This window comes from Celeribacter sp. HF31, assembly GCF_011806455.1.
GTDB lineage: Bacteria > Pseudomonadota > Alphaproteobacteria > Rhodobacterales > Rhodobacteraceae > Celeribacter.
Genome location: NZ_JAATOT010000005.1, coordinates 337,290 through 356,090, shown reverse-complemented (window position 1 = coordinate 356,090; position 18,801 = coordinate 337,290). Strand labels below are relative to the sequence as shown.

General features: G+C 61.3%; 18 protein-coding genes. 9 read left to right on the top strand and 9 right to left on the bottom strand.

Features of this window, described 5'->3' with window-relative positions:
• Positions 1 to 14: 14 nt before the first annotated feature.
• Genes HCZ23_RS13385 through HCZ23_RS13375 form a run of 3 tightly spaced genes read left to right on the top strand, consistent with a single transcriptional unit; the run spans position 15 to position 1,858 of the window.
• Positions 15 to 404, top strand: coding sequence for a hypothetical protein (locus tag HCZ23_RS13385; RefSeq protein WP_167602218.1), 390 nt, complete (start codon positions 15 to 17; stop codon positions 402 to 404).
• Positions 405 to 454: 50 nt separating this feature from the next.
• Positions 455 to 955 carry a hypothetical protein gene (locus tag HCZ23_RS13380; protein ID WP_167602217.1) on the top strand — a complete coding sequence of 167 codons (501 nt, stop codon included), beginning with the start codon at positions 455 to 457 and terminating at the stop codon, positions 953 to 955.
• A gap of 6 nt (positions 956 to 961) precedes the next feature.
• Entirely contained in the window at positions 962 to 1,858 is an 897-nt protein-coding gene (locus HCZ23_RS13375) for a DMT family transporter (protein WP_167602216.1), read from the top strand.
• Positions 1,859 to 1,862: 4 nt separating this feature from the next.
• On the opposite strand, the gene HCZ23_RS13370 is transcribed toward HCZ23_RS13375, so the two are convergent.
• The 3 genes from HCZ23_RS13370 to HCZ23_RS13360 all read right to left on the bottom strand — a co-directional run bounded on the left by HCZ23_RS13370 (position 1,863) and on the right by HCZ23_RS13360 (position 5,682).
• Entirely contained in the window at positions 1,863 to 2,630 is a 768-nt protein-coding gene (locus HCZ23_RS13370) for a DUF2189 domain-containing protein (protein WP_167602215.1), read from the bottom strand.
• 182 nt (positions 2,631 to 2,812) lie between these two features.
• Positions 2,813 to 4,324, bottom strand: a complete 1,512-nt coding sequence (locus HCZ23_RS13365; protein ID WP_167602214.1) for a S1C family serine protease — start codon at positions 4,322 to 4,324, stop codon at positions 2,813 to 2,815.
• On the bottom strand, positions 4,249 to 5,682 hold the full coding sequence (locus HCZ23_RS13360; RefSeq protein WP_167602213.1) for a polysaccharide deacteylase family 2 protein: 1,434 nt from the start codon (positions 5,680 to 5,682) through the stop codon (positions 4,249 to 4,251). Before HCZ23_RS13360 ends, HCZ23_RS13365 begins: the two co-directional genes overlap by 76 nt.
• Positions 5,683 to 5,976: 294 nt before the next feature.
• On the opposite strand from HCZ23_RS13360, the gene HCZ23_RS13355 reads away from it, so the two are divergent.
• Together HCZ23_RS13355 and trpD are read left to right on the top strand one after the other, a co-directional pair.
• Positions 5,977 to 6,564 (top strand): aminodeoxychorismate/anthranilate synthase component II, encoded by a 588-nt coding sequence (locus HCZ23_RS13355; protein ID WP_167602212.1) that lies wholly within the window; start codon positions 5,977 to 5,979, stop codon positions 6,562 to 6,564.
• Entirely contained in the window at positions 6,561 to 7,577 is a 1,017-nt protein-coding gene (trpD, locus tag HCZ23_RS13350) for an anthranilate phosphoribosyltransferase (protein WP_167602211.1), read from the top strand. Before HCZ23_RS13355 ends, trpD begins: the two co-directional genes overlap by 4 nt.
• Before the next feature lie 136 nt (positions 7,578 to 7,713).
• Here the strand turns inward: trpD and HCZ23_RS13345 are convergent, their stop codons facing one another.
• The 6 genes from HCZ23_RS13345 to HCZ23_RS13320 all read right to left on the bottom strand — a co-directional run bounded on the left by HCZ23_RS13345 (position 7,714) and on the right by HCZ23_RS13320 (position 14,638).
• The gene (locus HCZ23_RS13345) at positions 7,714 to 9,108 is read right to left on the bottom strand and encodes a TRAP transporter large permease (protein ID WP_167602210.1); all 1,395 of its coding nucleotides are present in this window, start codon (positions 9,106 to 9,108) and stop codon (positions 7,714 to 7,716) included.
• 5 nt (positions 9,109 to 9,113) lie between these two features.
• Positions 9,114 to 9,803 carry a TRAP transporter small permease gene (locus HCZ23_RS13340; RefSeq protein ID WP_167602209.1) on the bottom strand — a complete coding sequence of 230 codons (690 nt, stop codon included), beginning with the start codon at positions 9,801 to 9,803 and terminating at the stop codon, positions 9,114 to 9,116.
• A 114-nt stretch (positions 9,804 to 9,917) separates the two neighbouring features.
• Entirely contained in the window at positions 9,918 to 10,919 is a 1,002-nt protein-coding gene (locus HCZ23_RS13335; protein ID WP_167602208.1) for a DctP family TRAP transporter solute-binding subunit, read from the bottom strand.
• A 295-nt stretch (positions 10,920 to 11,214) separates the two neighbouring features.
• Positions 11,215 to 11,556 carry a hypothetical protein gene (locus HCZ23_RS13330; RefSeq protein ID WP_167602207.1) on the bottom strand — a complete coding sequence of 114 codons (342 nt, stop codon included), beginning with the start codon at positions 11,554 to 11,556 and terminating at the stop codon, positions 11,215 to 11,217.
• Positions 11,557 to 11,586: 30 nt separating this feature from the next.
• Positions 11,587 to 12,819, bottom strand: coding sequence for a sigma-54 dependent transcriptional regulator (locus tag HCZ23_RS13325; RefSeq protein ID WP_167602206.1), 1,233 nt, complete (start codon positions 12,817 to 12,819; stop codon positions 11,587 to 11,589).
• Positions 12,806 to 14,638 (bottom strand): ATP-binding protein, encoded by a 1,833-nt coding sequence (locus HCZ23_RS13320; protein WP_167602205.1) that lies wholly within the window; start codon positions 14,636 to 14,638, stop codon positions 12,806 to 12,808. The genes HCZ23_RS13325 and HCZ23_RS13320 overlap by 14 nt, the downstream gene beginning before the upstream one ends.
• A 59-nt stretch (positions 14,639 to 14,697) precedes the next feature.
• Here HCZ23_RS13320 and HCZ23_RS13315 point away from each other — a divergent pair, with 59 nt between their 5' ends.
• The 4 genes from HCZ23_RS13315 to glp are packed head-to-tail and all read left to right on the top strand — an operon-like array spanning position 14,698 to position 18,380.
• Positions 14,698 to 15,879 carry a cytochrome P450 gene (locus HCZ23_RS13315; RefSeq protein ID WP_167602204.1) on the top strand — a complete coding sequence of 394 codons (1,182 nt, stop codon included), beginning with the start codon at positions 14,698 to 14,700 and terminating at the stop codon, positions 15,877 to 15,879.
• Positions 15,880 to 15,929: 50 nt separating this feature from the next.
• Positions 15,930 to 16,730 carry an indole-3-glycerol phosphate synthase TrpC gene (gene trpC, locus HCZ23_RS13310; RefSeq protein ID WP_167602203.1) on the top strand — a complete coding sequence of 267 codons (801 nt, stop codon included), beginning with the start codon at positions 15,930 to 15,932 and terminating at the stop codon, positions 16,728 to 16,730.
• A complete protein-coding gene (gene moaC, locus HCZ23_RS13305; protein ID WP_167602202.1) occupies positions 16,730 to 17,206 on the top strand; it encodes a cyclic pyranopterin monophosphate synthase MoaC in 477 nt (158 codons plus the stop codon). Before trpC ends, moaC begins: the two co-directional genes overlap by 1 nt.
• Position 17,207: 1 nt before the next feature.
• Positions 17,208 to 18,380, top strand: a complete 1,173-nt coding sequence (gene glp, locus HCZ23_RS13300) for a gephyrin-like molybdotransferase Glp (protein ID WP_167602201.1) — start codon at positions 17,208 to 17,210, stop codon at positions 18,378 to 18,380.
• The last annotated feature ends 421 nt before the right edge of the window (positions 18,381 to 18,801 follow it).

The window sequence follows — 18,801 nt, the reverse complement described above, 5'->3', positions numbered from 1 at the left end:
TTTCTCGAACCATCATGATTTTTCTCTGCTTTCTGTATCTGCTCCTTTGCCTGACGCTTTATTTCGGCTTTCCGCCCTTTTACGGGACATGCATTTTTCTGCGTCCGGTCCAAGTTGCGATGAACCGCACGCCACCATTGCCGACATTAGCCATCGCGAGTGAAGTTGCGATCTTTGCACTCGTCCTCATCTCCAGCATGCCTCAACTGTCCTTTGTCAGATGGCTGGCGCCCATCTTCGCCCTCGTCGGAGTCATCTCGATCAGACGGGCCATGAAACATCAGGGACGCGACCGCAGCCTTTGGTTCCTCAACCGGCTCTCAGCGCGCTACCCCCTATGGCTATTCGATCTCTGGAGCCTGGGCCTCACACTTCTCTTCGGCTTGCTCTTTCTTCTCTCTTGAACCGCACCGTCTCCTCCGCCATCGTGCGTCCACACAGCCCCGGAGATCCCATGCCCGCCGAAGCCCTGCGCCAGCTTGAAAAAGTCAAAAACCTTTACCTCTCGGATTTCCGCATGGGGCGGATGAACGAACGTCGCCTGACGGTGATTTTCGACGAGGGCATCGAGGGCGAGCCGGATCAGATCAAGAGCGGCAATTCGGTGATTGACGATCTTCTGGGCAAGGCCAAGGTCATCGAAGTGCGCCCCGGATCGCACCGTTTTACGCTTCGGTTTGAGGATTACGTGTCTTTCAAGATCACCGACGAGACCTTCACGAAACCCGAAGACGCCCCCGCGCTCGACGAGAAAACTCCGGCCTCGCTCTTTCGCGAAAACCCCTCCGCCACCTTCCTGCGTCACGTCAAAGAATGGACGATCTACGAGGATTACCACGCCGACAAGATGCACCACTACTGCGTCGCGGCGTTGAACCATGTGCTCGAAGTCGTCACCACCGTCCCGCCGCTGGTGGAGATGCAGGTGCTGACAGAGACGGATTTTTTGGAATAACCCCTGATGCCCACATCCGATCTCACCGCGCTGAAAGCCGGCAATCTCAAAGGTGCGCTTTTGATGGTGCTCGCCATGGGGTGTTTTTCGCTTGAGGATATGGCGATCAAACAGGCCGCCGCGCATCTGCCGGTGGGGCAGATTTTGACGCTCTTCGGCCTTGCGGGCACGACCGTCTTTGCCCTTCTGACCATGCAACGCCGCGAGCGGGTGGTGCATCCGGTGATGGCCGAGCGCGTCATGGTGATCCGCGCAGGGTTCGAGGTGCTGGGCCGGGTGTTCTTCACCCTCTCGCTGGCGCTCACCGCGCTTTCGACCACCTCAGCGATCTTGCAAGCCACGCCCCTCATGGTCGCCGCCGCCGCCGTGGTGATCTTTCGCGAACCCGTCAGCCTCACCCGCTGGGCCCTGATCGCTTTGGGCTTTCTCGGCGTGCTCTTGGTGATCCGTCCGGGCCTCGACGGCTTTTCGCCGCTCTCTATCTTGGCCGTTTTGGGCATGATCGGATTTGCGGGTCGCGATCTCGCCACCCGCGCCGCCTCCCCTGTCCTGTCCTATGCGCAACTGGGCGTCACAGGCTTTGCCGCGCTGATCCTCTCAGGCGCGCTCCTGTCGCTCTGGGACGGCTATTGGATCTGGCCCGCGCTCAAAGATCTCGGCTTTATCCTTATGGCGACGGCCGTCGGTGTCGCCGCCTATACCGCGCTCACCATGGCGATGCGAATGGGCGAGCTGTCGGTCGTCACACCGTTTCGCTATACTCGATTGTTGTTCGCAATGATCCTGGGCGCTCTCGTCTTTGGCGAGCGCCCCGATACTTTGGAACTTTTAGGCGGCGCCGTGATTGTCGGCGCAGGTGTCCTCTTGATGCTGACCTCCCGCGGGCGTCGCCAAACACGATAGACGCCTAGGTAAGGGCGCGGCGATAGAGATGCCATGTGGCGTGGCCAAAGACCGGCAGTGTCACGAAGAGCCCCAAAAACAGCGGCACCATCGACACCAGCGTCACCACGGCGATCAACCCCGCCCAGACCAGCATGACAAAGAGGTTCTCCCGCACCACCCGCAAGGAGAACAGCATGGCGGTGACAAAATCGACCTCCTTGTCCAAAAGATGCGGCAGGGACGTCACCGTCAGGGAAAACAGGATAAAGGCCAAAACTCCGCCGACCGCCAATTCGACCGCAATCATGGTCAACCCGTTCGCAGTCAGGAACACATCGTAAGACGAAGACACATTGGTCATCACCGACAGCCCCATGAAAAGCGCGAAAATCATATGGGCGAGGAAGGACCAGAACAGCACGTAAATGACGATGATCGCCCCCATCCAGGGGATTTGCCGGTCGCGTTCGGCCATCACCACGCTGAGGATTTTATACCAATCCATCGCACCGCCGCGATCCAACCGGCGCGACACCTCGTAGAGGCCCACGGCAGCGAAAGGGGCGAAGAGCGGAAAAGCCAGCGAGAAGGCAAAGGTCCAAAGCACGGTGCCCGCACCGAACATCACAAAGCCGAGCCCGATCAACACATAAACGGCGGCGAAAAACCCGCCGAACATCGGCGCGCGTCGGTAATCCTGCCACCCGGCCGCCAAGGCCACGCGCAAATCCGCAAGGCTCAAACGTGCCACATCGGGCAACGGCGCTGCCGCCGCAGTCATTTCTGTCATATTTCCCTCCCTGCCGGCTTAGGCCGGTCCTTAAAGCGGTCCGCCAAAAACCTGACACACAGCTTTTGGCGGCCCGCAGTGCAATGCACGAGCCTCACCTTCATCTGATGTCTCAGGTTAAAGGCGTGACGCCTTGAGAAAGATTGGATGACAAAATGTCGCACCCTGTCAAGACATCCGGCTCAGTCGCAGGAGATGAACACCGTGAATGCCGTCGCTTTTTCGGCCAGTTCTACGGGCGATAAGGGCGTATCCATTGCGCCGATCTGCGGCACGACCCCGTTGAGAGACAGGAACAAACGCGCCGCCTCGCCCCGAATTGCAAAGTTCACGTTCTGTGGAATATCTCCAAACGTATCTGCCACTGTGAGTGCATCAAGTTTCGACACAACCACGCCAAGAACCTCGCCGTGGTCTGAGAGAACCGGACCGCCGGAATTCCCCGGTTGAACAGGCGCGGTCATCTGCATCGTTGTCTCATCGCCGCCCAGCCCCGTCATGGAAGACACCGCACCACGCGTCACATTCACGCCCCCAAGCAATCCGGCATAGGGATAGCCCACGGCAATGACATCTTGATTGAGGCGCGCCGTCGCAGGTGCAAAGCTCGCCACGGCTTGGCCATCCGGAAAATCGGCCTGTAAGAGCGCCAGATCGAAACTTGTAGATATGGTGATTAGCCGTGCCTCGGCATCATTGACGAACATATCCCGGCATCCCTCCACCACATGTGCATTGGTCAAGACATACCCTTCATCGGAGACAACAAACCCAGTGCCGGACGATCTCGTTTCGTCCTCCTCATCGGGCGTAACCGAAGCCTCGCGCGAGGGCGCAGGCGGGTCTTCTTCCAAGGCCTCCAAAAGCTCCGCCGTCGTTGCGGCCACGGAAAACAGATAGCCCCCTTTCGGCACATAGAGGCTGGCATAGCGTTCTTGCGTGATGCTCGCGCTGACCGCCGCCAAAAGCCCCGCATCCTTTTCATAGGCGGAAAGCATCAGTGTCGCCCACTGACCTCGCCAAAAGAGCGACCGGACATACAAAGTTTGTCCCATTCGGTTCGTTGCGGATGTGATCGCCACACCGGGTTTGCGTACGGTATAGGGTGCGCCCTTTGAGGTTCCAAACCCCACCGCATAGTCATGCACACCCTCTGCCCAGGCCCGATTGCCAAACCCGATGGATAATTTGAGAGAGCTTCCGGCATGTTCGTAGTTTAGAAAATCATCCGTTTTAGGCGCCTCAATTAAGGCGCTGGTCGGCACAAGAAATGAGAGGCCTAAAACATCGAAGTACCGCATCTCCCATTGATCCGACTCCAAAAAATCAGCCGTGGAATAGGCGAGAAAGGCGGCGTGTATATCCTGAGGTGGGCTGTCGAATTCCTGTCCGGCATAGCGCGTTATCGCCCGGTTTGAAATTTGCCCCCAAGCCCCATCTAGCAATCCGTTGTAATAACCTTCCAACGCCAGTCCCAACTGCAAAAACCGCAATTCTTCATAGCTGTAGCGGCTGGCCGAAAACGGATCAAAGAGGCGCTCGAACTCCTGTGCCGACGCAGGAAAGGCACTGAGGAAGAAAACCCATATCAGAAGAATTCGTCTCAGCCCTCTCATGATCAAAGCTGCGAGCGGCTCAAGAGATAGGACAGCGGCACCATGGTCACGGTCGCGGCGCGGTTGCCCAAAGACCATTCCGCCAGCGCTTGGATCGTGTCGGGTTTCGAGCGCCCCAAAAGGATCACCGTCTTGCCCGTCCCAGCCTGAAACGCCGCTTGGTCGAGGAAGCGTTTCATCGCCTCCACATCCTGCGAACGCCCGTCAAAATCACGGAACACCAACCCCGCAGGCGCCTTGACCCGCTGCGCTTCCTGTTCAAGCGCATTCAGCCCACGCGGGAAGGTCACAAGACCACGCCCGCTCTCTTGAGCCGTCGCCACGACCTGTGCCGCAACCTGACGCGAGCTTTGGAAAGTGCCAGAGGGGACATCGAGGAACCCGATGGACACGGGCACCAGATCGGCGGCCTGCGACAGCGTCACGGCGGCGTCTTGCGGCGTGGCACCTTCGGGCAGGGAGACCATGGACAGCACTTCGAGCCCCTTGTCGCGATAGGACATCGCACGCTCCCCCGCCCGCGTGGCCAGCGCATCGACGGCGAAGGTCACAGGGAACGGCAGGTTCGACAGAGCGGCGTCCTCTGGCCCAAGCTGCGCAATATCGACGAGGATCACGCTCATCACCGGCCCCGAAGGCGTTTGGTTGAAATCGGCGGAATAGGCCAAAAGCGCAGGCAGATCGTCGGCGACCACGACCGGCGTTCCAGCCTCGGGTGCGGAGGAGATGGACGGCAGGCGCGAGGAGACGCGGTTGTCCTGACGGTCGGTGAAAGAGCCGACTTTCTGGCCGGGAAGCGCCTCACCATCGGAGGTTTCCGGCGCGAGCGTATCGGCCTCAGGTCCGGTTTCCAGCGCCGCCCCCGGAGCCGCCTCGATCCGGGCCGAATCCATTTCGATCTGCTTCGGCATCTGAGGCACGGCGGGCGTCTCGTCCACACCTTCGGGCATCGCCAGGTCCGGCAAAGCCTCTTCGGTCGCAGGCAGGCCGTCAGCGCCCGTGGCTTCCGGCGCCAAGGCTTGCGGCGGGGTCAGGACCGGGCTGGTCTCGGGCGTCTCGACACCGTCCAGCGCCTCGTCCAGCGCCCCGTCCATGTCAGGCGTCTGCGGCCCGGTCGGGATTTCGATCTCGGGCGCCGTGGCGGCCTCCGTTGCGGCTTCAGGTGTCGCATCGGCTTCGGCCTCTGGCATGGCAACCTGAGGCTGCGCGCCAGACCGGTCGGGTTCGGCGGCGGGGCTTTCGGCGGAGACATCAGGCGTATCATTGGCGTCCGGCGCCTCGGGCTGCGTCACCTCTGGCTCAGACGGTTCAGGCGTCACATCCTTCGGAGCAGAAGAGGTCACAGCCACCGGCGCCACCACCTCATTGGCCACCGTCAGGATGCCGAAACCGACAATCGTGCCCCAGATCAACCCCGTGAGAATTCCGCGCCCCATTCGGTGCTCCTTCGCCTGCTCATTCGGACCCTAGGTCCCTGTTGTCCCCGGGACCGCCCGGGTTTTCCCGATCATAGGACGGGCTGTGGTCAGTCTCAACGCCTAAGCCGTGCCACGCCGGATCAGTGTTTTTTCGATCACGCCACACACCGTGTTCAATCAGAGCAGACCCCGTCCGGCCTCTTGACCCTGTGCGGCCCTTGTGAACATGTATAACCCGGCTTCTGCGTGGGATCATCCCCCTTTGAAGCCCATTACAAACCCTTGCGCAAACGCGCCGAAAGGATCGCCAAGATGCTGCTGCTGATCGATAATTACGACAGTTTCACCTACAACCTCGTCCATTATATCGGCGAGCTGGGGTGGCAAGCCAATGTGGTCCGCAACGACGCGTTGAATGTGCAGGAAGCTATGGCTTTGCGGCCTTCGGGCATCGTGCTCTCGCCGGGGCCCTGTACGCCGAAAGAGGCGGGCATTTGTGTGCCGCTCATTCATGCCGCCGCCGACGCGGGCATTCCGCTGTTCGGCGTGTGTCTCGGGCATCAGTCCATCGGCGAGGCCTTTGGCGGCGATGTGGTCCGGTGCCATGAAATCGTCCACGGCAAGATGGGCGAGATTTTCCACGAGGGCAAAGGCGTCTTTGCCGGTCTGCCCTCGCCCTTGCAAGGCACGCGCTATCACTCGCTGGTGGTGGACCGCGCAACCCTGCCCGACTGTCTTGAGGTGACGGCGGAGCTGCAAGACGGCACCATCATGGGCATGCGTCACAAGACACTTCCCATCGAGGGCGTGCAATTCCACCCGGAAAGCATCCGCTCCGAGCATGGCCATGATATGTTCAAAACCTTCCTGAGCCAGCTGAAAGAGGACGAACCGGCATGAGCGACGCGATGAAACCCCTGATTTTCGCCGCATCCGAAGGCCCTCTGAGCCGCGCGCAGGCCGAGGATGCCTTTGAGATCCTGTTCAATGGCGAAGCCACGCCCGCCCAGATCGGCGGCTTTCTCATGGCGCTGCGGGCGCGGGGCGAGGCCGTGTCGGAATATGCCGCCGCCGCCAAAGTCATGCGCGACAAATGCGTGCCCGTGACGGCCCCCGAGGGCGCGATGGACATCGTTGGCACGGGTGGTGACGGGCTCGGCACGCTCAACATCTCGACCGCCACCGCCTTTGTCGTCGCGGGCGCAGGCGTGCCGGTCGCCAAACACGGCAACCGCAACCTCTCGTCCAAATCGGGCGCGGCAGACGCCATGTCCGTCAACGGCATCAATGTCATGGTCGGCCAAGACGTGGTCGAGAAAGCACTCGCCGAGATCGGCATCGGCTTCATGATGGCACCGATGCACCACCCGGCGATGAAATATGTCGGCCCCGTGCGCGTCGAACTCGGCTGCAAAACCATCTTCAACATCCTCGGGCCGCTCACCAACCCGGCGGGCGTCAAACGCCAGCTCACCGGAGCCTTTGCGCCTGACCTGATCTGGCCGATGGCCGAAGTGCTTCAAATGCTTGGCTCCGAGAAGGCCTGGCTGGTCTACGGTCACGAGGGTATGGACGAAGTGTCGATCACCGGCGCGACCTCTGTGGCGGCTCTGGAAAATGGTGACATCCGCTCGATGGAACTCCACCCCGAGGACGCAGGCCTGCCGGTGCATCCGCTCAAGGACATCCTCGGCGGCACGCCTGAGGAGAACGGCAAGGCGCTGCGCAACTTGCTTATGGGTGAAACCGGCGCCTACCGTGACGCCGTATTGATGAACGCGGCTGCTGCTTTGGTCGTTGCCGACAAGGCCGCCACCCTCAAGGAAGGCGTCGAGATCGCCTCTGAAAGCATCGCCTCCGGTGAAGCGCTCAGGAAACTCGATACGCTGGCGGCTCTGACCTCAAACACCTGACCCCTTTTTCTTGGCAGAAATACTCACGGCGCGTCCCCTCAACAGGGCGCGCCGTTTTTATTTGAGTATTTCCCGCACAAAGGAGACGCAAAAAGGGGCCCGCAGGCCCCTTTTCTTTCAAGTATCGAACATGTCGTCAGTTCGTGATGATCTCCGGCCCCATCAGCGTCGTGGGCAGATAGGTCGAGATCGCGGGCACATAGGTGACAAGGATCAGGAAGACGAAGAGGATCGCGAGGAACGGCAGGGCGGCGCGGACCACGGCCATCATCGGCATCCCGGCAACACCTGAGGTGACGAAGAGGTTGAGGCCGACCGGAGGCGTGATCATGCCGATCTCCATGTTCACCACCATGATGATGCCGAGGTGGATCGGATCGACGCCCAGTTCGATGGCGATCGGGAACACCAGAGGTGCGACGATCACGATCAGGCCCGAGGGTTCCATGAACTGGCCACCGATCAACAGGATGACGTTGACCATGATCAGGAACATGATCTTGCCAAAGCCCGCCGACAGCATCGCTTGGGCGATCTGCTGCGGAATTTGTTCGTCGGTCAGCACATGTTTCAGGATCAGCGCGTTGGCGATGATGAACATCAGCATGATCGTCAACTTGCCCGCATCGAACAGCGTGTGACGCGTGTCCTTATGGAAGAAAGCCGTGACCAGAGCGTACGGTTTCGCCAGCAAAGAGGTCGGCCCGGTGCCATCGCGATCCGCCAGAGGGCCCATGTCGCGATAGACAAAGGAGGCCACAAGGAAGGCGTAGATGGAGGCCACGGCGGCGGCTTCGGTCGGCGTGAAGATCGCGCCGGTCAGCCCCGGCACACCGTAGATGCCGACCATGATGATGACGATGAGCATGAGGCCCCAGAAGGCTTCGCGGAAGGCGCGCCCAATCTCGCCCCAGCCAGCCCAGTCGCCTTTCGGCAGCTTTTTGATCCGTGCGATCACATAGATCGCCAGCATGAGCATGGTGCCCGCGAGGAGGCCCGGAATGACGCCCGCAAGGAACATCCGACCAACGGAGACATCGGTGGCGGAGGCATAGACCACCATCACGATGGAGGGCGGGATCAGGATGCCCAGGGTGCCCGCGTTGGCGATGACACCGGCGGCGAAGTCCTTGGTATAGCCCATCTGGCGCATGGCAGCGATGACGATGGAGCCGATGGCGACCACGGTCGCGGGCGAGGACCCGGAGAGCGCGGCAAAGATCATACAGGCGAACACACCCGCAATCGCCAGACCGCCGTGGAAGTGGCCCACACAGGCGATGGCAAAGCGCACGATGCGTTTCGCCACGCCGCCGGTCGACATGAAGGAGGAGGCGAGGATGAAGAAGGGGATGGCCAGAAGCGTGTAGTGACCGGCCATGGCCTGATAGAGCGACTGCGCCACGGAGGCCAGCGAGGTGTCGGAGAACACCAGAAGGAAGATCATGGAAGACAGGCCCAGAGAGACCGCGATCGGCACACCGATCAGCAACAGGCCGATGACCATGACAAAGAGAAAGACGACATCCATTGGGGTTATTCCTCGTATTCGCCGTGCGCGACGCGCTCGACTTCGTCTTCGGCCTCGTGAGAGACGATCAGGGAGTGCTGTTTGCCTTGCAGAATGCGGATCGTGGCCTGCACCACGCGCAGAAGGATCAGCGCCGCCGAGACGGGGATGATGACATAGGGCACGACGCGGGGCAGCTTGTCATAGCTGTCGCCGTAGTTGATCGCATCCTCGAGCCAGCGGAAAATCCCCAGCATCGGCACTTGATCGGTGACATAGAATGCCCGGTCACGCACGCCTTCGGTGAAGCCCAGCGGGAACCAGCGGCCTTCGGTCGGTTGCAGTGCCGCAAAGGGCGCCCAATAGTCCCAGGCGCCTTTCATCAAGAGCCCCGCATAGGCCAGACAGGCGATGGCGGAGATGATGGCAAGCACCCGCTGGCCGCGCGACGGCAGGATGTTGATCACCGCGTCGACGCCCAGATGCGAGGTCTTTTTGAACCCGTAGGAAATCCCCAAAAGCACGAGCCATGCGAAGAGGATCAGCACCACTTCGAGGCCCCAGATCAGGGAATGGTTGAACACGTACCGCAGCACCACGTTGATGAAGGTGATCAGCGTCATCGCCCCGAGGATGAACGCGATGATATTCTCTTCGAGCCCGTCAAAGAACCGCGATGTCGCCGTTTTCGGCTGATTGTCTTGATATTGTGTCATGATGAGTGACCCCTTTTGCCCCTCCGGTCTGCACGCCGCAGACCCGTTCCCCCGAAAAGGGGGCGGACAAGGCCCCGTCGTCCTGCGGGGCCCCGTCAATCACGTCAAACGCGCTTAGTGCTTGGCGTTGATTTCTTGTGCCAACGCGATGTTGTCGGCGCCCACGTCGCCCTCGAACTGAGCCCAGACCGGCTTCATCACATCGACCCAATCCTGGCGCTGCTCATCGGTCAGCTCGCGGATCACACCGCCCGCGTCCAGCACGGCCTGACGGTTGTCGGCGTCAACTTCGGCGATGGCGGCGTTCCGCTCGGCGGTGACTTCATTCATGATGGTGGCGAGCTGGTCGCGGATGTCGGCGTCCAGGCCTTCCCACCAATCGACGGAGGTCACGACCATGTAGTCGAGAAGGCCGTGGTTGGTTTCGGTCACGCCGTCCTGCACCTCAAAGAATTTCTGGCCGTAGATGTTGGACCAGGTGTTTTCCTGACCGTCCACAACGCCGGTTTGCAGCGCGCCGTAAACCTCGGAGAAGGCCATCGGTTGCGGCGAAGCGTCGAGCGCGTTCATCTGGGCGACGAGCACGTCAGAGGGCTGCACGCGGAACTTGAGACCGGCGGCGTCCGACGGCTCCAGAAGCGGCTTGTTGGCGGAGAATTGCTTGAGACCGTTGTGCCAGAAGCCAAGACCCAAAAGACCGCGACGCACCATGGCCTCTTTCATGTTCTGACCGGCCTCGGAGGATTGGAATTCCTCGACGGCATCCATGTTCTTGAACATGAAAGGCAGATCGAAGATGCGGTAGACTTTCGAGAAGGTCTCGAATTTCGACAGCGACGGAGCCGCCATCTGAACGTCGCCCTGAAGCATGGCTTCGAGCACCTGATCGTCGTTATAGAGCGTGGAGTTCGGGTAGACCTCGACACAAACCTTGCCGTCCATCTCGGCGTTTACGCGCTCCATGAACAGGTTGGCGGCGATGCCTTTGGGGTGTTTGTCGGTGTTGGTGACATGGCTGAACTTGATCACCATTTCGCCGTCGTCACAGGCGGCAAAAGCGGTGGTTGCGGTCACAGAAAGCGCAAGAGCGGTGGCAGCGGTTGCGAGAAATTTCATGGATGTCCTCCCTGACATGAAATCGAAATATCCGGCGCAGATCGGGATGGTTTGGTCCCGACGCGCTCTAAGGGAGAGAAAACAAAGCGCTTCACTTTGCATCAAGGGGAGGTGAAGGAAAGTTGAAAATTTCTTGAAAGTTGTTTTGTGTCAGTGCGTTACGTGACGCAAAAAACGCATAGCGGCCATGCGCCTCACGCAAGTGTGCGAAAATCCGCACGCAACAAAATTGCGCATGTGCGGAATGTCGCACATATACTGCGTGTTCAAATTTCTGTACAAATGAGTCGCCCGGCTATTTTACGCACCATGTCGCGCGCAGCCCGTTGATCACCTCTGTCGGCACGTCTTCGGCAGAGAGATACTCCGATTGCGCCAGCCAACTCGAATACCGCGGCGTCTCGCAGTCGAGACTGAGAATGCCATGAAATTCACCCAGCTTGCCCTGCCCTTCGACATAGATGCGATACGGCTGACCCGCATAGGTCTCCATGCTGGCAATCTCATGCCCGGCCCAATGCTGTTCGTAGACACCTTCCATCGGCTGCGTATAGGAAAACATCAAGCTCTCTGACGCCGCCGCCAAAGGCAAAACGGAGAGAGCCCCACAGGCGAGATATGTTTGAAACTTGGTCATAGACCCCTCTCCTTTCTTACAAATTTAAGGTTAGGCACGATACACCTCCGCCTTCACGCCATGTCGCGCCAATTTGTCGTAAAAGGTTTTTCTTGGCAACTTCAATCCCTTGGCGGCCTCGGTGGCATTGCCATGATGCCGCTGCAAAGCCGCAATCAAAAGCGACCGTTCGACCTGCGCCAGTTGTTCCGCGAGCCCCATCTCTTCCTGCGCCTCGCCTTCGGTCAGCCCCATCGCAAAGCGCATCGCCGCGTTCATCAGCGAGCGCGCGTTGCCCGGCCAGTCCTGCGCCAGAAGGTTTGAGATGACCTCTGAGGTGATCTCTGGCACCGGCAGGTCGCTCTGTTCACAGGCGATGTTGACGTAGTGGCGGAACAGTACCGGGATGTCTTCGCGACGCTCACGCAGCGGCGGGATGCGGATCACGGCGGCCTCGAGCCGGTAGAACAAATCGGGCGAAAACCGCCCCTCGCGGGCCGCAGCGCCGAGATCGGCATAGGTCCCGGCAATGAGACGCGGGCGGTCGTGGGGCTCCAACTCTTCCAATAGCGCGAATTGCGCGGGCGACGACAGGCCTGCGATTTCGTCGAGGAACACGGAGCCGCCTTTCGCCGTGGCAAAAGCCTGCGACAGGGTTTCGGCCGTCATGGCGGAGGCCGGGTATTTGACAAAAGGCGCCATGGAGCCCGCCGACAAGAGGTGCACCACCTCCGCCATTTTCGCCGTGCCCACCCCCGGCTCGCCGGTGACCAGAACATCGGCGGCAGAGCGCGCCACCGCGCGGGCCTCTTCGCGCATGCGTTTCGACAGATCCGAGGTGCCGCGCAGCAACCGCGCGGCGGCGTCGCCCTGTTCGACCTGTCGTTTCAGGCGGCGGTTCTCCAACACGAGGGCGCGGGTTTTCAACGCCTTCTCGACCACGGCGATCAGGTCCTTGGGCGCGCAGGGTTTTTCGAGAAAATCGAAGGCCCCCTCCGAGATGCCGCGCACCGCCATGGGCACATCGCCCTCGCCGGTCAACAAGATCACCGGAAGCTCCGCATCGACCGATTGCGCATAGGCCAAAAGCGCGAAACCGTCCTTGCCGGGCATGCGGATGTCGGAGACTACAACGCCCGGAAAGTCGCGCGAAATGTGATCCTTGGCCTCGATATAGCTGCCCGCGAGCGTGGCCGTCAGGTCCGCGAGCTCCAGCGTCTGGCCCAAAGCCTCGCGCACGGAGGCGTCGTCATCGACCAGAAGCACGCGATCAATATGTGGCATCAAGGCTCTCCTGTTGCCTGTTCCCCCGCTGGGCGGGCTGCAATTCTATGGTGAACACGGCCCCGCCGCCAGTGCCGTTCTGAGCGGGGCGGTTCTCGCCGCGAATACGCCCGCCAAAACTCTGCACAAGCCCGTAGGAAATCGACAGGCCAAGCCCCATGCCCTCAGAAGCACCGACCTCTTTGGTGGTGTAGAACGGGTCAAAGATTTTATCAGGCTCGGAAATGCCCGGGCCGGTGTCCGCGATGGTAAGCCGGGTGGGATCGCCGGGGGTGAGCCGAATTTCGATGCGCTTGTCTTCCGTCTCGGAAGAGGTCTTCATCGCATCGACCGCGTTGGACAGAAGGTTCATCACCACCTGCTGCAACCGCACCTCGCCGCCGCGCACCCAGACCTGTTCCCGGGCCTGTTTCTCTGGTGTCCAGTCGAGCGTCACACCGGCGTTGGAAATTTTCGCCTGCGTCATCTCGAGCGCGGCCTCGATCACACTGGTCAATTCGACATCGGTGATCGTCTCGGATTCTTGCCGGGCAAAGGCACGCAGGTTTTTGATGATCCGCCCCATCCGGCGGGCAAGTTCGGAGATGCGGCCCAGATTGTCGGCGGCCTTGCCGGGGTTTTCGCGTTCCAGAAAGGCCTGGGCATTCTCGGCAAAGGACCGGATCGCCATCAAAGGCTGGTTCAATTCGTGGCTGATCCCCGCCGACATTTCGCCCAGCGCCGAAAGTTTCCCGGCCTGCACCAGATCGGCCTGCGCGCGTTTGAGACGGGCTTCGGCCTCGTGGCGCTCGTGGACCTCGTGCTGCAACTCGCGGTTGGCCAATTCCAAGGCCTCGGTGCGCGCCGCGACACGCGCCTCCAATCGTGCGTTGGCCTCCGCCAAGGTGCGCCGCCGCTCCATCGCGAAAAACAGAAAGGCCGCAAAGACAAGTGCGAGCGCCGAGGCCATCCCGGCTTGCAGCCCCGCGATCGACAGCACGGGGCGCAGGTCCATCAACAGCTCCGCCTCAAGCCCCACGACCGGCAAGGGTCGGGTCAGATGCAGCGCGGGCGACGGGATGTAAGGCCCGGCCTCATGGCGCCAGATGTCATGGCCGGAGACATGATATGTATGAGTGATGGGCAAAGGCCCGGCGCTCCCGCCACGCAACACCAATTCGGAGCGATTGGAGACAAAGACCACGCCATATTGATCGGTGAAATAGATCGCGGAGGCCTCCGTCGGCCAGCCCCATTCCAAGAGCCCGATGTCGACATTGACCACCACGGCGCCTTTTGCGGGACCGCCGGGCGTGAACACGGGCGCGGCAAAAACATAGCGTCTGCGGCCTTCGAGATCGACAAAATGCGCGACCCCCAAAGCCCCGTCCATCGCGCGCCGCACCGCCGCACGGGTGCCTGTGGGCAGGCGGTCCTCGCCCGCGGCGGCCAGCATCTGCCCGTCGCCGCCCTCGGCCCCATCGACCACCATGATGGAATGCGCGCCGGTCTTATCGGCCAGCCCACGCAACAGATCCGAGGTCGCCTGTTTCGGGCTCTCGCCCGGAGATTGCGCGAAGACCAGTGCCAGAACCGTCGGGTGATCCGACAGGAACACCGCCAATTCGCGGTAACGTTGCAACCCGGTGGTCAGCCGGTCGGAAGCGAGCGCCAAGTCGGAAGACCCGCGCTCGGCCGCCTGATCCAACTCGGCGCGAAAGCTCAGTGCAAAGACCACGAGCCCCAAAAGCGCCACGGCCAAAACCCCACCAACCGCCCAAAACAGGCGATGGCGCAGCGGCGCGGGGGCATCTTCTGGGAGAGCGGTCTTGGTCGTCATGGGGAGAGAGTAGAAAACCCCGCTTGCAAATAAAAGCACTTCGCAGTCAAAGAGAGGATATGAAACGTTTTTCCTGCGCCCCGAACGATCCCGCCTTTGTCCAGAATCCCTACCCGTTTTACGACCGGCTCCGCTCAGGAGGGAACATGGTGTTCTGGGAGGAGCTGAGCCTGCCGGTGATTGCGCATTATGATGGCGTGTCAATGGCGCTTCGGGACAACCGCTTTGGCCGCGAGGCACCGGACGGTTTCGCACCCGATATTCCCGACCATCTGCGCGCCTTTTACGACATCGAGGATCACTCGATGCTGGAGCTGGAAGGCGACAGGCACAAGCGGCTGCGATCTCTGGTGCTGCGCGCCTTTACCTCGCGCCGGATCAGGGCATTGGTGCCGGATCTCGAAGAGATCGTGGACGACCTGATCAACCGCTTTCCCAAGGGCGAATTCGACCTCATGCCGGCATTTGCGAAAATGGTGCCGGTGCGGATCATCTGTCGCCTTTTGGGCGTGCCTGAGGAAATGTCAGAGCAATTGCTCACCTGGTCCAACGCCATGGTTGCCGTCTACACGCCGACCCGCACGCGGGACATCGAAGAGGCCACCTCACAGGCCGCCACCGAGTTCTCCGACTTCATGCGCTCTTACGTCGAGACCCGGCGGTCGCAACCGGCGGACGATCTGATCACCTCGCTGATCGCGGCGGAATCCGAGGGCGAGAAACTGACCACGGATGAGCTGATCACCACCTGCATCTTGCTGTTGAATGCGGGCCATGAGGCGACCGTGCACAGCCTTGGCCTCGCGGTAAAAACGCTCTTGGAGCAGGAAACGCCACGCGAATTTCTGTCGGACGAAAAGATCGACGGCACCATCGAGGAGTTGTTGCGCTATGACCCGCCGCTGCATCTGTTTCAGCGCTGGGTCTATGAGGACACGACCTTCCTTGGCCAAGAGCTGAAACGCGGTGACAAGATCGGGCTTTTGCTGGCCGCCGCCAACCGCGATGACGACACTTGGGACGATCCCAACCGGTTCGATCCGAGCCGTAAGGTGAAACAGAACGCGGCCTTCGGCGCGGGCATTCATTTTTGTGTCGGCGCGCCACTTGCCCGGCTGGAGATGCGCGTCGCCCTGCCCCGGTTGTTCGAACGCTGCCCGAACCTTCGCCTTACTGAGTCGCCGCTTTACGCCGACACGTGGCACTTCCATGGGCTCTCCCGGCTGGTTATCCGGGCCTGAGCGCGCATTGCCATCTTCCCTTCGCCGCTCCCGCAAGGTATCTCTGCCCCATGTCCAATGTTCTCGATAAAATCAAAGCCTATAAGCTCGAAGAAGTCGCGAGCGCCAAAGCCGCCGTGCCGCTTTCCGATCTTGAGGCGCAGGCCGCCGAGCAAAGCCCCACGCGTGGCTTTGCCACCGCATTGCAATCTGCCGCGCGCACGGGCTACGGGTTGATCGCGGAGGTCAAAAAGGCCTCCCCGTCGAAGGGCCTCATCCGCCCGGATTTCAACCCGCCCGCCATCGCCCGCGCCTATGAGGCCGGCGGTGCCACGTGCTTGTCCGTGCTGACCGACACGCCGTCGTTTCAAGGCGCGCCGGAGTTTTTGAAACAGGCCCGCGCCGAGGTCTCGCTCCCGGTGCTGCGCAAGGACTTCATGTATGACACCTATCAGGTGGCCGAGGCCCGCGCCTGGGGCGCCGATGCGATCTTGATCATCATGGCCTCTGTCGAGGACGCGCTGGCCGCCGAGCTGGAAGAGGCGGCGTTCGGCTATGGCATGGATGTGCTGATCGAGGTGCATAATGCCGAGGAGCTGGAGCGCGCCCTCAAGCTCAAATCCCCGCTTTTGGGCGTCAACAACCGCAATCTGAAGACCTTCGAGACCACGCTCGACACCACGCGCGCGCTGTCGAAACTCACGCCTGCCGACCGGACGCTGGTGTGCGAAAGTGGGTTGTTCACGCCGCAAGACCTCGCCGATATGGCCGGTTACGGCGCACGCTGTTTCCTCATCGGCGAAAGCCTGATGCGGCAAGACGATGTCGAGGCCGCCACCCGCGCACTGCTCGCCAATCCGGTGCCAGCCTGATGGCGGAGCTCACGCATTTCGACGGGGAGGGCCACGCCCATATGGTGGACGTCTCCGGCAAACCCGTGACCGACCGGCTCGCCACCGCCGAGAGCGCTGTGAAGATGACGCCGGAAACGCTGGCGCTGGTGACCGAGGGAACGGCGAAAAAGGGCGACGTGTTGGGCGTGGCGCGGCTTGCGGGCATCATGGGGTCGAAACGCACCTCTGATCTGATCCCGCTGTGCCACCCGCTGCCGATCACCAAGGTGACGCTCGATCTCGAACCGGACGCCACCTTGCCGGGCATCCGCATTCGCGCCACCGTCAAGACCTCTGGTCAAACCGGCGTGGAGATGGAGGCGCTGACCGCCGCCAGTGTCGCCGCCCTCACCGTTTACGACATGCTCAAAGCCGCCGAAAAGGGCATGGAGATTGTCCAGACCCGTCTGTTGCGCAAAGAAGGCGGCAAATCCGGCACCTACGAGAGAGACTGACATGATTTCCGTTCAGGACGCCCTCGCGCATCTGTTTGCGCTTTGCACACCATTGGACCGCGAGACCGTCCCGCTCAGAGAGGCCTCTGGTCGCGTGCTGGCCGACACCGCGATGGCGCGTCTGGTGCAACCGCCCTTCGATGCCTCCGCCATGGACGGCTATGCGGTGCGCGATGCCGATACCTCGGAGGGCGCGGGTTTTGAGGTGATCGGTGAAAGTGCCGCCGGACATGGGTTTTCCGGCACGGTGGGCCAAGGCACCGCCGTGCGGATTTTCACAGGCGCCCCCCTGCCCGCAGGCGCCGACCGCGTGATCATCCAAGAGGACGTCACCCGCGAAGGCGATCGCATCACGCTGACCTGCACGCCCTCTGACAATCGCAACATCCGCCCCGCCGGCAATGATTTCAGCCCCTCGGACGGGATCACAGCGCCCCGCCGCCTCTCGCCGCAGGACATTGCCCTTCTGGCCGCCATGAACCACGCCGAGGTCTCCGTCGGGCGTCGTCCTGTGGTGGCGATCATCTCGACGGGCGATGAATTGGTGCTGCCCGGCGAAACGCCTGGCCCCTCGCAAATCATCGCCTCCAACGCTTTTGGATTGGCCGCCATGGTTGAGCAAGCGGGCGGCATTGCCCGGATGCTGCCAATCGCACCCGATGACATGACCCTGCTCCGGGCCACGTTTGAGATGGCGATGGAGGCCGATGTGATCGTCTCCATTGGCGGCGCCTCGGTGGGCGATCACGATCTGGTCGGCAAGGTGGTCGAAGAGCTGGGCATGGAACGCGCCTTTTACAAAGTCGCCATGCGCCCCGGCAAACCTCTGATGGCCGGGCGTCTGGGCGACACTTTGATGCTGGGCCTGCCCGGCAATCCGGTCTCCGCGATGATCACGGCACGCCTGTTCATGCTGCCCGTGCTCGACGCGCTGCAAGGCCTGCCGCCCCAAGCCGCGCCGCGCCAGAAAGCCGTTCTGTTGCACTCCGTGACCGAGAATGGCCCGCGCGAACATTACATGCGTGCCATTTTGACGGCAGAGGGTGTTGAACCCTTCGCGCGTCAGGACAGTTCGCTTTTGTCGATCCTCTCCAACGCCAACGCGCTTTTGGTGCGTCCGCCGCATGATCCTGCACGTGAGGCCGGTGAAACGGTCGACGTGATCCGGCTCTGAGCCCCTGAGAGTGGTACAAGGCCTATTTCGCGCCCATTCGGTCAACCTTTAACCTCCCCTTAACCAACTTCCCGCCAAGCTCAGCGCAACGCCGCATCATAGCGGCGCATGTGCAACGGCAGCGTTTGACGCAGGTGTTGGATGAGGGACAGGACAATTGACACAATACGAGAACAGCGGTAGAACATTATCGGAACAAAAAGCAAAACCCATCTGGGGTTTGACCCATTCCGGCGGCCCTGTGCGGTTTCATCGCGTAAACGACGAGGTGCAGGACCGGCCAAACGGGCATGTGGTGATGAGCGGAACACCGAAGATGCGCCTAGCGGGGGCGATTCCCCCCGTGCCGGTGCATTGGGTGGCGTCAGATCGCCAGCACGCCCATCCGCGAACCGGGGGGCAGACACCGATGGCAGCGCAA

Excerpts from the sequence above, each read along its gene's own strand:
- HCZ23_RS13385 (WP_167602218.1), top strand. The coding sequence starts at position 15 with ATGATTTTTCTCTGCTTTCTGTATCTGCTCCTTTGCCTGACGCTTTAT.
- HCZ23_RS13380 (WP_167602217.1), top strand. The coding sequence starts at position 455 with ATGCCCGCCGAAGCCCTGCGCCAGCTTGAAAAAGTCAAAAACCTTTAC.
- HCZ23_RS13375 (WP_167602216.1), top strand. The coding sequence starts at position 962 with ATGCCCACATCCGATCTCACCGCGCTGAAAGCCGGCAATCTCAAAGGT.
- HCZ23_RS13370 (WP_167602215.1), bottom strand. The coding sequence starts at position 2,630 with ATGACAGAAATGACTGCGGCGGCAGCGCCGTTGCCCGATGTGGCACGT.
- HCZ23_RS13365 (WP_167602214.1), bottom strand. The coding sequence starts at position 4,324 with ATGGTCTTTGGGCAACCGCGCCGCGACCGTGACCATGGTGCCGCTGTC.
- HCZ23_RS13360 (WP_167602213.1), bottom strand. The coding sequence starts at position 5,682 with ATGGGGCGCGGAATTCTCACGGGGTTGATCTGGGGCACGATTGTCGGT.
- HCZ23_RS13355 (WP_167602212.1), top strand. The coding sequence starts at position 5,977 with ATGCTGCTGCTGATCGATAATTACGACAGTTTCACCTACAACCTCGTC.
- trpD (WP_167602211.1), top strand. The coding sequence starts at position 6,561 with ATGAGCGACGCGATGAAACCCCTGATTTTCGCCGCATCCGAAGGCCCT.
- HCZ23_RS13345 (WP_167602210.1), bottom strand. The coding sequence starts at position 9,108 with ATGGATGTCGTCTTTCTCTTTGTCATGGTCATCGGCCTGTTGCTGATC.
- HCZ23_RS13340 (WP_167602209.1), bottom strand. The coding sequence starts at position 9,803 with ATGACACAATATCAAGACAATCAGCCGAAAACGGCGACATCGCGGTTC.
- HCZ23_RS13335 (WP_167602208.1), bottom strand. The coding sequence starts at position 10,919 with ATGAAATTTCTCGCAACCGCTGCCACCGCTCTTGCGCTTTCTGTGACC.
- HCZ23_RS13330 (WP_167602207.1), bottom strand. The coding sequence starts at position 11,556 with ATGACCAAGTTTCAAACATATCTCGCCTGTGGGGCTCTCTCCGTTTTG.
- HCZ23_RS13325 (WP_167602206.1), bottom strand. The coding sequence starts at position 12,819 with ATGCCACATATTGATCGCGTGCTTCTGGTCGATGACGACGCCTCCGTG.
- HCZ23_RS13320 (WP_167602205.1), bottom strand. The coding sequence starts at position 14,638 with ATGACGACCAAGACCGCTCTCCCAGAAGATGCCCCCGCGCCGCTGCGC.
- HCZ23_RS13315 (WP_167602204.1), top strand. The coding sequence starts at position 14,698 with ATGAAACGTTTTTCCTGCGCCCCGAACGATCCCGCCTTTGTCCAGAAT.
- trpC (WP_167602203.1), top strand. The coding sequence starts at position 15,930 with ATGTCCAATGTTCTCGATAAAATCAAAGCCTATAAGCTCGAAGAAGTC.
- moaC (WP_167602202.1), top strand. The coding sequence starts at position 16,730 with ATGGCGGAGCTCACGCATTTCGACGGGGAGGGCCACGCCCATATGGTG.
- glp (WP_167602201.1), top strand. The coding sequence starts at position 17,208 with ATGATTTCCGTTCAGGACGCCCTCGCGCATCTGTTTGCGCTTTGCACA.